Annotated in this window: 9 protein-coding genes; 4 read left to right on the top strand and 5 right to left on the bottom strand. The window is 63.5% G+C overall.

Annotated features, from left to right (window positions below):
* The first annotated feature begins 23 nt into the window (after positions 1-23).
* The 3 genes from PFLCHA0_RS02335 (at position 24) to PFLCHA0_RS02325 (ending at position 1,665) form a co-directional block, all read left to right on the top strand.
* Positions 24-473, top strand: coding sequence for a lipoprotein (locus tag PFLCHA0_RS02335; protein ID WP_015633875.1), 450 nt, complete (start codon positions 24-26; stop codon positions 471-473).
* Positions 474-535: 62 nt separating this feature from the next.
* The gene (locus tag PFLCHA0_RS02330; RefSeq protein ID WP_015633874.1) at positions 536-982 is read left to right on the top strand and encodes a hypothetical protein; all 447 of its coding nucleotides are present in this window, start codon (positions 536-538) and stop codon (positions 980-982) included.
* A 191-nt stretch (positions 983-1,173) separates the two neighbouring features.
* A complete protein-coding gene (locus tag PFLCHA0_RS02325; RefSeq protein ID WP_015633873.1) occupies positions 1,174-1,665 on the top strand; it encodes a hypothetical protein in 492 nt (163 codons plus the stop codon).
* Here PFLCHA0_RS02325 and PFLCHA0_RS02320 read toward each other — a convergent pair.
* Positions 1,633-2,532, bottom strand: a complete 900-nt coding sequence (locus PFLCHA0_RS02320; RefSeq protein ID WP_011058831.1) for a LysR family transcriptional regulator — start codon at positions 2,530-2,532, stop codon at positions 1,633-1,635. The two genes, PFLCHA0_RS02325 and PFLCHA0_RS02320, sit on opposite strands and share 33 nt — an antisense overlap.
* Positions 2,533-2,651: 119 nt before the next feature.
* Here PFLCHA0_RS02320 and PFLCHA0_RS02315 point away from each other — a divergent pair, with 119 nt between their 5' ends.
* Entirely contained in the window at positions 2,652-3,920 is a 1,269-nt protein-coding gene (locus PFLCHA0_RS02315) for an MFS transporter (RefSeq protein WP_015633872.1), read from the top strand.
* Between the two features lie 356 nt (positions 3,921-4,276).
* Here PFLCHA0_RS02315 and hemE read toward each other — a convergent pair whose 3' ends face one another.
* From hemE to PFLCHA0_RS02295, 4 genes are all read right to left on the bottom strand, one after another.
* Positions 4,277-5,344, bottom strand: coding sequence for a uroporphyrinogen decarboxylase (gene hemE, locus PFLCHA0_RS02310; RefSeq protein WP_011058829.1), 1,068 nt, complete (start codon positions 5,342-5,344; stop codon positions 4,277-4,279).
* A 210-nt stretch (positions 5,345-5,554) separates the two neighbouring features.
* Positions 5,555-6,973, bottom strand: a complete 1,419-nt coding sequence (locus PFLCHA0_RS02305; RefSeq protein ID WP_015633871.1) for an FAD-dependent oxidoreductase — start codon at positions 6,971-6,973, stop codon at positions 5,555-5,557.
* Between the two features lie 33 nt (positions 6,974-7,006).
* Positions 7,007-11,455: a glutamate synthase large subunit gene (gene gltB / locus PFLCHA0_RS02300; RefSeq protein ID WP_015633870.1), complete on the bottom strand. Its 4,449-nt coding sequence runs from the start codon at positions 11,453-11,455 to the stop codon at positions 7,007-7,009.
* Between the two features lie 348 nt (positions 11,456-11,803).
* The gene (locus tag PFLCHA0_RS02295) at positions 11,804-13,384 is read right to left on the bottom strand and encodes an SPOR domain-containing protein (protein WP_015633869.1); all 1,581 of its coding nucleotides are present in this window, start codon (positions 13,382-13,384) and stop codon (positions 11,804-11,806) included.
* Between the last annotated feature and the right edge of the window lies 1 nt (position 13,385).

The following is a 13,385-nucleotide window of genomic DNA, read 5'->3' as shown; positions in this document are numbered from 1 at the left end:
CCTCACCTCACTGGAGAAATGGAATGTCTTCCCTGTTTCGCGCCACCCTCATCGTCCTTGCCCTGCTGAGCGTCACCGCCTGTACCAGCAAGCGCATGTACACCCCCAACCGGGTGCTCCCGACCACCATCCAGGCCGACCAGGAGCAGGTCAAGCAGGCGATCCTGAAGAACCTCGTAGCCCGCAAGTGGACCGTGCAGCGCATCAGCCCGGAGCTGATCCAGGCCGAGATCACCGTGCGTCAACAGTTCCACGCGGAGATCGATATCCAGTACTCCGCCAGCTACTACAAGATCGTCTACCGCGACAGCCGCGACATGGACTACAAGGACGGCAAGATCCACAAGAACTACATCCGCTGGGTGCGCCTGCTGGACAAGGGAATCCTGCGCGAACTGCGGGACAACCAGAACGAGCGGGCCGCGCAACAGCTGTCGGATGCCGCGGCCAAGAGCTTCCCGGCCGCACAATGAGCCCTTCCCTGTGACCCCGGTCACAGGGCTGCTTCACCCCCTTTGATGTCATGGAGAATGCGATGCGTTTGAAGACACTGGCGGCCACCGCCACCCTGCTGCTGTGCACCCTGCCCGGCGTCAGCCAGGCCCGCGATACCACCCTGTACCTGCCCTTCGACAAGGTGGTGGCCGAGGCCATCAGCACCGGCAAGATCGACGGCAGCGTGAAGTTCTACCTGGCGGGCAACAAGCCGGCCGGCAAGGTCAGCGTGCTGAGCCCCGGCGCCGTGACCAACAAGAAGACCAATGCCTTCGGCAAGGCCGACCAGGTGGCCTGCGAGTGGGCCTTGCAGTCGGCACTGATCACCCTGCATGAAGCGGCGAAGAAAGTCGGCGCCAACGCCGTGACCGACATTGCCAGCTTCTACAAGAGCCACGAGCGCAAGGACGCCACCACCTATGAGTGCCATGCCGGCGCCATCATGGCTGGTGTAGCGCTGCGCGGGGATCTGTCCAAGGTCCAGTGAGCTGCGGCTGACAACGCAAAGGGCGCCTGGGGCGCCCTTTGCGTTTCCGGGATTTTCCGAAAGCGCGCCAATCGCCGTCTACACTCGCAACAGCAGGCCGGGTGACCGCCGCCTGCGGGAGCCAAGTGGCGCGATCGGGCATCGGCCGGCGTGACAGTGGCGCCCCTTTCACGTCCGTCAAGGAGCCGACCATGCAAGTGAAAGCACTGATTGCCCTGGCCCTGCTAACGACCCTGAGCCCCGCCAGCCAGGCCACCAACCTGATGTACATGCCCTTCGAGAAAGTCGTGGCCGACGCCGAGCGCGCCGGGCGCCTGGATGGCAGCGTGAGCTTCCATCTGGCCGGCAACCCACTTCCGCCAGTGCTCCAGGTGCGGCTCACCGAAGTCACCACCAACAAGAAGACCAACGCTTTCAACAAGAGCGATATCGCCGCCTGCGAATGGGCCCTGCAGTCGGCCCTGATCACCCTGCAAGCCGCAGCCAAGCGGGTCGGCGCCAACGCAGTGACCAATATCGTCAGCTACTACAAGCACCACGTGCGCAAGGACCTCAACACCTACGAATGCCATGCCGGGGTACTGATGGCCGGAGTGGCCCTGCGCGGCGACCTGGTGAACCTGCAGGCCCCGGTGCGGCCCAACAGCCCCTCAGGGCGTAGCCCCGGTCTTGCGCGTCAGTAGCTCGACAAAGGCCTTGGCCATGGGCGAAGCCTGATCCTTGCGCTGCACCAGCCACACCGCCGACATCGCCGCCGGGTCCAGCAGGCGGCGATAGACCACGCCGTCGATGCGCATGCGCTGGTAGGACGCCGGCAGCACCGACACCCCCAACCCCGCCGCCACCAGGCCGATGATGGTCATGGCTTCCGCCGCCTCCTGAGCGAAATGCGGGGTAAAGCCGGCATCCCGGGACAGGCTCAGCAACTGCGCATACAGGCCGCTGCCATAGCTGCGGGGAAAAAACACAAAGGGCTCATGGGCCAGCTCCGCCAGGTGCAGCCCCTCTTCACTGCCACTGGCCAGCGGGTGCTTGGAACTGAGCACCGCCACCAGCGGCTCGCGCAGCAGCTCCACCACCGACAGCGAATCCGGCAGGGGCAAGGGCCGCATGATGCCGACCTGGATCGCCTGGTCCACCAGGGCCTCGGCCACCTGGGTGCTGCTCATTTCCTTGAGCTTGAGGTGTACCGCGGGAAAGCGCTGGCGAAAGGCGAAGATCGCCTGGGGAATGGTCGAATTGAAGGGCGCCGACGAGGTGAAGCCGATCTTCAGTTCCCCCAGCTCGCCCAGCTGCGCACGCCGCGCCACGTCCGCCGCCTTGTCCACCTGGGCCAGTACCAGCCGCGCCTCTTCCAGGAACAGGCGCCCGGCCTCGCTGAGCTCGACCCGACGATTGGTGCGTTCGAACAGGCGCGCCCCCACCTCCTGCTCCAGCGCCTGGATCTGCTGGCTCAGGGGCGGTTGGGAGATGCCCAGCACCTGGGCTGCACGGCCAAAATGCAGTTCTTCGGCGACAGCGATGAAGTAGCGCAGGTGACGCAGTTCCATGAGGGCCTCATTAAGTCTTAAAACCTATCAAACAGGTCGAACAATATATTGGAAAGAATCATTAGCCAGCTATATGCTTTTTCCATTGCCTGACCGGCTGCGTTCCCCCGAGGTCCCCCGTGAAATCCGCTGTTGCCGCTGTTGCCCCCTCCGCCGAAGAACCCCCTGCCACGCCCCTGGACGAGGTGGTCGCCCAGCTCAACGAAGCCTATATCGAAAAAGGCACGCCGATGTTCATGCGCACCGTGCTGGCGCTGTTCTCCGGCGGTTTTGCCACCTTCGCCCTGCTGTATTGCGTACAGCCGATGATGCCGCTGCTGTCCCGGGACTTTTCCATCAATGCCGCCCAGAGCAGCCTGATTCTCTCGGTCGCCACCGGCATGCTGGCCATCGGGTTGTTGATCACCGGGCCGGTTTCCGACCGCATCGGTCGCAAGCCGGTGATGGTCGCCGCCTTGCTGGCCGCCGCCCTGTGCACCATCGCCAGTGCGCTGATGCCGAGCTGGCACGGGGTGCTGCTGATGCGCGCGCTGGTGGGCCTGTCCCTGAGCGGGCTGGCAGCGGTGGCCATGACTTACCTGAGCGAGGAGATCCACCCCCAGCACATCGGCCTGGCCATGGGCCTGTACATCGGTGGCAACGCCATCGGCGGCATGAGCGGGCGACTGATCACCGGGGTGCTGATCGACTTCGTCAGCTGGCACACGGCGATGCTGGTGATCGGCGGCCTGGCACTGATCGCTGCCGCGGTGTTCTGGCGCATCCTTCCCGAATCGCGCAATTTCCGTCCCCGTTCGCTGCACCCGCGCAGCCTGCTGGACGGCTTTGCCATGCACTTTCGCGATGCCGGCCTGCCCTGGCTGTTCCTCGAAGGTTTCCTGCTGATGGGGGCATTCGTCACCCTGTTCAACTACATCGGCTACCGCCTGCTGGCCGAGCCCTATCAACTGAGCCAGGCCTGGGTCGGGATGCTGTCGGTGGTGTACCTCTCGGGCATCTACAGCTCGGCGAAGATCGGCGCCCTGGCCGACCAGCTGGGCCGGCGCCGGGTGCTCTGGGGCACCATCGTGCTGATGCTGGCGGGGATCGCCCTGACCCTGCTGACCCCGCTGTCCCTGGTGCTGATCGGCATGCTGCTGTTCACCTTCGGCTTCTTCGGTGCCCACTCGGTGGCCAGCAGCTGGATCGGCCGTCGCGCCACCAAGGCCAAGGGCCAGGCGTCGTCGCTGTACCTGTTCAGCTACTACGCCGGCTCGAGCATTGCCGGCACCGCCGGCGGGGTGTTCTGGCACCTGGCGGGTTGGAACGGCATCGGCCTGTTTATCGGCGCCTTGCTGATCGGAGCCCTGTTGATCGCCATGAAACTCGCCAAACTCCCCCCTTTGTAGGAGCAGGCTTGCCGGCGAAGTGCTCCGCCAGGCAGGCGCAGGTCTTGAGGGCCCTCTCGCCAGCAAGCTGGCTCCTACACCGAGCGAATCTGGCTGGCCGCCCCCTGTAGGAGCTGGCTTGCCAGCGAAGGCGTGCGCCAGGCAGGTGCAGGCCTTGAGGGCCCTCTCGCCAGCAAGCTGGCTCCTACACCGAGCGAATCTGGCTGGCCGCCCCCTGTAGGAGCTGGCTTGCCAGCGAAGGCGTGCGCCAGGCAGGCGCAAGTCTTGAGGGCCCTTTCGCCAGCAAGCTGGCTCCTGCAAAAAGTGTCCGCCAATGAAAACGCCCGGCAGGTGCCGGGCGTTTTTTAGGGAGGCGCTTATTCGTGGTATTGCGCCGACAACTCGTGCACCGCTTCCAGGAAGGCTCCGGCGTGCTCCGGTTTCACTTCCGGAGTGATGCCGTGGCCCAGGTTGAACACGTGGCCGCTGCCCTTGCCGTAGCTGGCGAGGATGCGCGCAACTTCGCTGCGGATCGCCTGCGGGTTGGCGTAGAGCACGGTAGGGTCCATGTTGCCTTGCAGCGATACCTTGCTGCCGACCCGGCGGCGGGCTTCGCCGATGTCACAGGTCCAGTCCAGGCCCAGGCTGTCCGCGCCGGCATCGGCAATGCTTTCCAGCCACAGGCCGCCGCCCTTGGTGAAGAGGATCACCGGAACCTTGCGCCCGTCGTGTTCGCGGATCAGGCCACTGACGATCTTGCGCATGTAGGCCAGGGAGAATTCCTGGTAGGCCGCCGCCGAAAGGCTGCCGCCCCAGCTGTCGAAGATTTGCACAGCCTGCGCGCCGGCACGGATCTGCCCGTTCAGGTACGCGGTGACCGACTGGGCCAGCTTGTCCAGCAGCAGGTGCATGGCTTGCGGGTTGTCGTAGAGCATGGCCTTGGACTTGCGGAAGTCCTTTGAGGAGCCGCCTTCGACCATGTAGGTGGCCAGGGTCCAGGGGCTGCCGGAGAAGCCGATCAACGGCACACGGCCGTTGAGTTCGCGACGAATGGTGCTGACCGCATCCATTACATAGCCCAGGTCCTTGTGCGGATCGGGGATCGGCAGGGCTTCGATGTCGGCCAGGGTGCTGACCACTTTCTTGAAGCGCGGGCCTTCGCCGGTTTCAAAGTACAGGCCTTGGCCCATGGCATCGGGGATGGTCAGGATGTCGGAGAAGAGGATCGCCGCATCCAGCTGTGGATAGCGGTCCAGAGGCTGCAGAGTGACTTCGCAAGCGAACTCCGGATTCATGCACAGGCTCATGAAGTCACCGGCGTTGGCGCGGCTGGCACGGTATTCAGGCAAGTAGCGCCCAGCCTGACGCATCATCCACACCGGGGTGACGTCTACGGGTTGCTTGAGCAGGGCACGAAGGAAACGGTCGTTCTTCAGGGCAGTCATGTCGGCATCCGGAAAAAAAGTGGGGGCATTTTCTCAGAGCGCGACACAAAAGGCACGGCAAGAGCCGTTTCTTTATGTCTATGGGGTCAATTTGTCACGGGACGGGCACAGATCCCGTAGGAGCCAGCTTGCTGGCGAAGCGATCGACGCGGTGCATCAACAGCACCGCGTTATCGTTGTTCGCCGGCCAGCCGGCTCCTGCAAGGTGGGTCAGACGCCCAGGTAGTCGAGGATGCCTTCGGCGGCGTTACGCCCTTCGAAGATCGCCGTCACCACGAGATCAGAACCACGCACCATGTCGCCACCGGCAAAGATTTTCGGATTGCTGGTCTGGTGCTTGAACTTGCCCTGTTCCGGGGCCACGACGCGGCCCTGGCTGTCGGTCTGGATGCTGAACTGCTCGAACCATGGCGCCGGGCTTGGACGGAAACCGAAGGCGATGACCACGGCGTCGGCCGGGATGATCTCTTCGGAGCCCGGGATCGGCTCGGGGCTGCGGCGGCCACGGGCGTCCGGCTCGCCGAGACGGGTCTCGACCACCTTCACGCCTTCGACGCGGTCTTCACCGACGATGGCGATCGGCTGGCGGTTGTAGAGGAATTTCACGCCTTCTTCCTTGGCGTTCTTCACCTCTTTGCGCGAGCCGGGCATGTTGGCTTCGTCACGACGATAGGCGCAGGTCACCGACTTGGCGCCCTGGCGGATCGAGGTGCGGTTGCAGTCCATCGCGGTGTCGCCACCGCCCAGCACCACCACCTTCTTGCCCTTCATGTCGACGAAGTCTTCCGGCGACTTTTCAAAGCCCAGGTTGCGGTTGACGTTGGCGATCAGGAAATCCAGCGCGTCATAGACGCCCGGCAGGTCCTCACCGGCAAAGCCGCCCTTCATGTAGGTGTAGGTGCCCATGCCCATGAACACCGCATCGTATTCGGCGAGCAACTGCTCCATGGTCACGTCCTTGCCCACCTCGGTGTTGAGGCGGAACTCGATGCCCATGCCGCTGAAGACTTCGCGACGATTGCTCAGCACGGTCTTTTCCAGCTTGAACTCGGGAATACCGAAGGTCAGCAGACCGCCGATTTCCGGGTTCTTGTCGAACACCACCGGGGTCACGCCGCCACGCACCAGCACGTCGGCACAGCCCAGGCCTGCCGGGCCCGCGCCAATGATCGCCACGCGTTTGCCGGTGGGCTTGACCTTGGACATGTCAGGGCGCCAGCCCATGGCGAAGGCGGTGTCGGTGATGTACTTCTCCACCGAACCGATGGTCACCGCGCCAAACCCGTCGTTGAGGGTGCAGGCACCCTCGCACAGGCGATCCTGCGGGCACACCCGGCCACAGACTTCCGGCAGGGTGTTGGTCTGGTGCGACAGCTCGGCGGCGGCGAGGATGTTGCCCTCGGCCACCAGCTTGAGCCAGTTGGGAATGAAGTTGTGCACCGGGCACTTCCATTCACAGTACGGGTTACCGCAACCCAGGCAGCGGTGGGCCTGGTCGGCCGACTGCTGGGGTTTGAAGGGTTCGTAGATTTCCACGAACTCTTTCTTGCGTTGACGCAACAGTTTCTTCTTCGGATCCTTGCGCCCGACATCGATGAACTGGAAGTCGTTATTCAGACGTTCAGCCATTATCAAAACCTCATCACACTCTTCAGGCGCATATCACTGCGGGTTGGCACGGGTGCTGGAAAGCAACGACTTCAAGCTGGCAGCCTTGGGCTTGACCAGCCAGAAACGGCGCAGGTAGTCGTCGAGGTTCTCGGCGAGGTTACGGCCCCATTCGCTGTCGGTTTCCTCGACGTACTCGTTCAGCACGCGCTGCAGGTGGCTGCGATAGGCTTCCATCGCTTCGCCGCTGATCCGTTGGATTTCCACCAGTTCGTGGTTGACCCGGTCAACGAAGGTGTTGTCCTGGTCCAGCACATAGGCGAAACCGCCGGTCATGCCTGAGCCGAAGTTGTAACCGGTCTTGCCCAGGACGCAGACGAAACCACCGGTCATGTACTCGCAGCAGTGATCGCCAGTGCCTTCCACCACGGTGTGGGCACCGGAGTTGCGCACGGCGAAACGCTCACCCGCGGTGCCAGCGGCGAACAGCTTGCCGCCGGTGGCGCCGTACAGGCAGGTGTTGCCGATAATGGCGCTGTCCTGGGTCTTGTAGACGCTGCCCTTGGGCGGAACGATGACCAGCTTGCCGCCGGTCATGCCCTTGCCCACGTAGTCGTTGGCATCGCCTTCCAGGTAGAGGTTCAGGCCACCGGCGTTCCACACGCCGAAGCTCTGCCCCGCAGTGCCCTTGAAGCGGAACGTGATCGGCGCCTGGGCCATGCCCTGGTTGCCGTGGAGCTTGGCGATTTCACCGGAGATCCGCGCACCGATGGAACGGTCGCAGTTGCAGATATCCAGGGCGAAGTCGGCACCGCTCTTGTCGTTGATCGCCGAACGCGCCATCTCGACCATTTTCTCGGCCAGCAGGCCCTTGTCGAACGGCGGGTTGCGGTCCACCTGGCAGAACTGCGGTTTGTCCGCCGGGATGTGGTCGCTGCCCAGCAACGGGGTCAGGTCCAGGTGGTGCTGCTTGGCGGTCTGGCCTTCCAGCACTTCCAGCAGATCGGTACGACCGATCAGTTCTTCCAGGGAGCGCACGCCGAGTTTGGCCAGCCACTCACGGGTTTCCTCGGCAACGTAGGTGAAGAAATTCACCACCATGTCGACGGTGCCGATGTAGTGATCCTTGCGCAGCTTCTCGTTCTGCGTCGCAACGCCGGTGGCGCAGTTGTTCAGGTGGCAGATGCGCAGGTATTTGCAGCCCAGGGCGATCATCGGCGCGGTGCCGAAGCCGAAGCTTTCGGCGCCGAGGATGGCTGCCTTGATCACGTCGAGGCCGGTTTTCAGGCCGCCGTCGGTCTGTACCCGGACCTTGCCGCGCAGGTCATTGCCGCGCAGGGTCTGGTGGGTTTCCGCCAGGCCCAGTTCCCACGGTGCACCGGCGTACTTGATCGAGGTCAGCGGCGAAGCGCCAGTGCCGCCGTCGTAGCCGGAGATGGTGATCAGGTCGGCATAGGCTTTGGCCACACCGGCAGCGATGGTGCCAACGCCGGCCTCCGCCACCAGTTTCACCGAGACCAGGGCCTGAGGGTTGACCTGCTTGAGGTCGAAGATCAGCTGCGACAAGTCTTCAATCGAATAGATGTCGTGGTGCGGCGGTGGCGAGATCAGGGTCACGCCGGGGACTGCATAGCGCAGCTTGGCGATCAGGCCGTTGACCTTGCCACCGGGCAGCTGGCCGCCCTCACCGGGCTTGGCGCCCTGAGCGACTTTGATCTGCAGTACTTCGGCGTTGACCAGGTACTCCGGGGTCACGCCGAAACGGCCAGTGGCCACTTGCTTGATCTTCGAGCTCTTGATGGTGCCGTAGCGCGCCGGGTCTTCACCGCCTTCACCGGAGTTGGAACGCGCGCCAAGGCGGTTCATGGCTTCGGCCAGGGCTTCGTGAGCTTCCGGCGACAGGGCGCCGAGAGAGATACCGGCAGAGTCGAAGCGCTTGAGGATCGATTCCAGGGGCTCGACTTCGCTGATGTCCATCGGCGTGTCCAGGGTCTTCACCTGGAACAGGTCGCGGATCATCGACACCGGACGGTTGTCCACCAGCGCGGTGTATTCCTTGAACTTGGCGTAGTCGCCCTGCTGCACAGCGGCTTGCAGGGTGTTGACCACGTCCGGGTTGTAGGCGTGGTATTCGCCGCCGTGGACGAACTTCAGCAGGCCGCCTTGCTGGATCGGCTTGCGCGGGCTCCAGGCTTCGGTCGCCAGGGCTTTCTGCTCGGCTTCGATGTCGACGAAACGTGCGCCCTTGATCCGGCTCGGCACGCCACGGAAGCTCAGGTTGCAAACTTCCTCGGATAAGCCGATGGCTTCGAACAGCTGCGCGCCACGGTAAGAGGCGATGGTGGAGATGCCCATCTTCGACAGGATCTTCAACAGGCCCTTGGTGATGCCCTTGCGGTAGTTCTTGAACACCTCGTAGAGGTCGCCCAGCACTTCACCGGTACGGATCAGGTCGCCCAGCACTTCGTAGGCCAGGAACGGATAGACCGCCGAGGCGCCGAACCCGATCAGCACCGCGAAGTGGTGCGGATCGCGGGCGGTGGCGGTTTCCACGAGGATGTTGGAGTCGCAGCGCAGGCCTTTTTCGGTCAGGCGGTGGTGCACCGCGCCCGTGGCCAGGGAGGCGTGGATCGGCAACTTGCCCGGCGCGATATGACGGTCGCTGAGGACGATCTGGGTGCGGCCGGCGCGCGCGGCTTCTTCAGCCTGGTCGGCGACGTTGCGGATCGCCGCTTCCAGACCGACGCTCTCGTCGTAGTTGAGGTCGATGACCTGGCGCTCGAAGCCCGGGCGATCGAGGTTCATCAGCGAACGCCACTTGGCCGGGGAGATCACTGGCGAGCTGAGTATCACTCGCGAAGCATGCTCAGGCGACTCCTGGAAGATGTTGCGCTCGGCACCGAGGCAGATCTCCAGGGACATGACGATGGCTTCGCGCAGCGGGTCGATCGGCGGGTTGGTGACCTGGGCGAACTGCTGGCGGAAATAGTCGTAAGGGGTACGCACGCGCTGGGACAGCACCGCCATCGGCGTGTCGTCGCCCATGGAGCCCACGGCTTCGTAGCCCTGCTCGCCCAGCGGACGCAGGACCTGGTCACGCTCTTCGAAGGTGACCTGGTACATCTTCATGTACTGCTTGAGCTGGTCGACGTCGTAGAAGGCCGAACCGTGGTCGTTGTCTTCCATGGTGGCCTGGATGCGCAGGGCATTCTTGCGCAGCCATTGCTTGTACGGATGACGGGACTTCAGACGGTTGTCGATGGCGTCGGTGTCGAGGATCTGCCCGGTCTCGGTGTCCACGGCAAAGATCTGGCCCGGGCCGACCCGGCCCTTGGCGATCACGTCCTCGGGCTGGTAGTTCCACACGCCGATTTCCGAGGCCAGGGTGATGAAGCCGTTCTGGGTGGTGACCCAGCGCGCCGGGCGCAGGCCGTTGCGGTCCAGCAGGCAGACGGCGTAGCGGCCGTCGGTCATGACCACGCCGGCCGGGCCGTCCCACGGCTCCATGTGCATCGAGTTGTATTCGTAGAACGCGCGCAGGTCGGCGTCCATGGTCTCGACGTTCTGCCACGCGGGCGGAATGATCATGCGCACGCCGCGGAACAGGTCGATGCCGCCGGTGACCATCAACTCCAGCATGTTGTCCATGCTCGAGGAGTCGGAACCCACACGGTTGACCAGCGGGCCGAGCTCTTCCAGGTCCGGGATCAGGTCGTTGGCGAACTTGGTGCGCCGGGCCACGGCCCAGTTGCGGTTGCCGGTGATGGTGTTGATCTCGCCGTTGTGGGCGAGGAAGCGGAATGGCTGGGCCAGCGGCCATTTCGGCAGGGTGTTGGTAGAGAAACGCTGGTGGAACACGCAGATCGCGGTTTGCAGGCGCTCGTCACCCAGGTCCGGATAGAAGGCGGCGAGGTCCGCCGGCATCATCAGGCCCTTATAGATGATGGTCTTGTGGGAAAAGCTGCAGATGTAGTGGTCGGTGTCGGCGGCGTTGGCCACCGAGGAGCGGCGACGGGAACTGAACAGCTTGATGGCGAAATCCTGGTCGCTCAGGCCCTGGCCGCCGATGAATACTTGTTCGATCTGTGGCAGGCGCTCCAGGGCCAGACGCCCGAGCACACTGGTATCGATCGGCACTTTGCGCCAGCCCACCAGTTGCAGGCCGGCGGCGAGGATCTCGCGGTTCATGTTTTCGCGAGCGGCTTCGGCTTTCACCGGGTCCTGGTTGAAGAACACCATGCCCACCGCATATTGCTTGGGCAGCTCGATGCCGAAGTGCTCCGTGGCGACTGCGCGCAGGAACAGGTCGGGCTTTTGCATCAGCAGACCGCAACCGTCGCCGGTCTTGCCGTCCGCGTTGATCCCACCGCGGTGGGTCATGCAGGTCAGGGCCTCAATGGCCGTTTTCAACAGGGTATGACTGGGTTCGCCCTGCATATGGGCTATCAGGCCGAAACCACAGTTATCCTTAAATTCATCTGGTTGGTACAGACCTGCTTTCATAGACACTTTCTCACCAGGCTGCCTCTTTTAGAGGCAAATTTCTTTTCAATTCAACCACTTGCATTCCGCGCCGAACGTACGCCAGCTTTGCGGGGGCAAAAGGGAGGTCATTGTACACACCGACACAAAGCCCCACAAATTTAGCGACGATCTGTCGTAAATTCATGTCGCATTTATGAACGTTTTAAAGCGATATGCTGTGCTAGTCAAAAAGTTTTGCTTTTGACTGCCGCGACTCAAAAACTACTGTGACGCAGACACCACAAGGCACGCGGCCTGTAAGGCAGCATGCCGATGCGGAAATTTGAGGTTGCCGGGAGAGGCGGCCTGGGTAAGGCCGCCGAATCTTCAGCGAGTTGTTGCCAGTTCTTGTTGAACGCTAGCGACAGTGCGAGGCCAAGGTTTACCAGCCTGAACCTTCGCTGGCAAGGATTTGATGGCGCTGACCGCTGCATCGCGGCTTGCGAAGTTGCCGTAGGTGATCACATACAGCGGCTTGCCGTTGAGGACTTTCTTGAAGTAGCGGTATTCGCCGCCCTGTTCCTTGACGAAGTTCTGCGCGGTGGCTTCCGAGCTGGTGCCGAGGATCTGCACCACGTAGTTGCCTGGCGCCTGGCCAGCGTACCAGCTGCCACCGGCGGCCTTGGCCACGGTGACCGGCTTCTCGGCCGGCTTGGCCGGAGCAGGCTTGGCTGCCACTGGTTTCTCTGCCGGCTTGGCGGCAGGCGCAGGCTTGGCCGTGGCCACCTGGGTCGGTGCCGGGGTTGGACGCGCTGCCGGAGTCGGCGTCGGGCCAGCCGTAGCCCCAGCAGGCGGCGCGGTGGTGGTCACGGTCGGTGGAACGGCGCTGGAGCCTTCAACCGGTACCCCGTCGTCACCCTCACTGATACCCCCTGCGGCTTCGGCCAGAGGACCGCGCATCACGGGCTGCGACTGGCCGACCAACGGCAGCGGCATTGGCTGTGACGAACCGGCGAACTCTACTGACGGGCTGCCATTGGCATTGGGTGTCGGTGTTTGCCCCAAAGGCAGTTGCGCTTGCTCATTGGCCGGAGCGCCGGTGGTTGGAGCCTTGCTGCGGCCCGGCATCAACCAGGCCGCGGCCACGGCCACCACCACGACAGCGGAGATGGCCAATACGTGTTTCTTCGGCATGTTGAACCCCATACTTGGACGCTTGACCGCAGAGCGGCTGGCGATCATTGCTTCGATCATTGCATCCCTGGCGACCTGGTTGATGTTGCCCGGCCAGCCATCGGAGCCTTCGTGAATATCACTGATCTGATCTGCGGAGAAAAGTTCGATGCCCTGCCCCGCACCTTCAAGCCGCTGGGCCAGATATTCGCGGGTTTCCTCTTCGGTATAAGGCTGCAACTCGATGACGTGGAAGCGCTCTTCCTCGGTATTGAGCTGGTCCAGTGCGGCGATCAGCGACGACTCGCCGAACAGGAACACATGGGGACGACCTTCCGGTGCGCCGGCCGCCAGGGCCAGCAGGGCCTCGAGGGCGGACTCGTCGAGCTGCTCGGCGTCATCCACCAGCAGATAGACTTCCTGACCGGTCAGGGCCAGCTGCACTACCTGGGCGAGGATCGCGCCGATTTCAGCCTCGGCCACGTTCAGCGCCTGGGCCACCTGGCGCAGCACGCCGGCAGCGTCGCCGGCGCCGCGGGCCGACACCACCACGCTCTGCACCGATTGCTTGTTGGTACTGGCTACCAGCGCCTGGCGCAGCAGGGTCTTGCCGCTGCCCTGAGGCCCGGTGACCACCAGCAGCAACTGGCTGTAGCGGGCCAGGTGATGCAGTTGCCCCAGCACGGGCTTGCGCTGGGCAGGAAAGAACTTGAAGCCAGGGACCCGGGGAGCGAAAGGATCGTGGCTCAACTGGTAATGGCCGAGGAAAGCCTCGTCGGCGTGCAAACTAGTCATC

This window comes from Pseudomonas protegens CHA0, assembly GCF_000397205.1.
GTDB classification, from domain to species: domain Bacteria; phylum Pseudomonadota; class Gammaproteobacteria; order Pseudomonadales; family Pseudomonadaceae; genus Aquipseudomonas; species Aquipseudomonas protegens.
Note: the sequence above shows the minus strand (reverse complement) of the source record. Positions and strands in the feature narration are given on the sequence as shown.

What these genes read in the sequence shown, in the direction of transcription:
- gltB (WP_015633870.1), bottom strand. Translation starts at nt 11,455, where the DNA reads ATGAAAGCAGGTCTGTACCAACCAGATGAATTTAAGGATAACTGTGGT.
- PFLCHA0_RS02325 (WP_015633873.1), top strand. Translation starts at nt 1,174, where the DNA reads ATGCAAGTGAAAGCACTGATTGCCCTGGCCCTGCTAACGACCCTGAGC.
- hemE (WP_011058829.1), bottom strand. Translation starts at nt 5,344, where the DNA reads ATGACTGCCCTGAAGAACGACCGTTTCCTTCGTGCCCTGCTCAAGCAA.
- PFLCHA0_RS02335 (WP_015633875.1), top strand. Translation starts at nt 24, where the DNA reads ATGTCTTCCCTGTTTCGCGCCACCCTCATCGTCCTTGCCCTGCTGAGC.
- PFLCHA0_RS02295 (WP_015633869.1), bottom strand. Translation starts at nt 13,384, where the DNA reads ATGACTAGTTTGCACGCCGACGAGGCTTTCCTCGGCCATTACCAGTTG.
- PFLCHA0_RS02305 (WP_015633871.1), bottom strand. Translation starts at nt 6,973, where the DNA reads ATGGCTGAACGTCTGAATAACGACTTCCAGTTCATCGATGTCGGGCGC.
- PFLCHA0_RS02330 (WP_015633874.1), top strand. Translation starts at nt 536, where the DNA reads ATGCGTTTGAAGACACTGGCGGCCACCGCCACCCTGCTGCTGTGCACC.
- PFLCHA0_RS02320 (WP_011058831.1), bottom strand. Translation starts at nt 2,532, where the DNA reads ATGGAACTGCGTCACCTGCGCTACTTCATCGCTGTCGCCGAAGAACTG.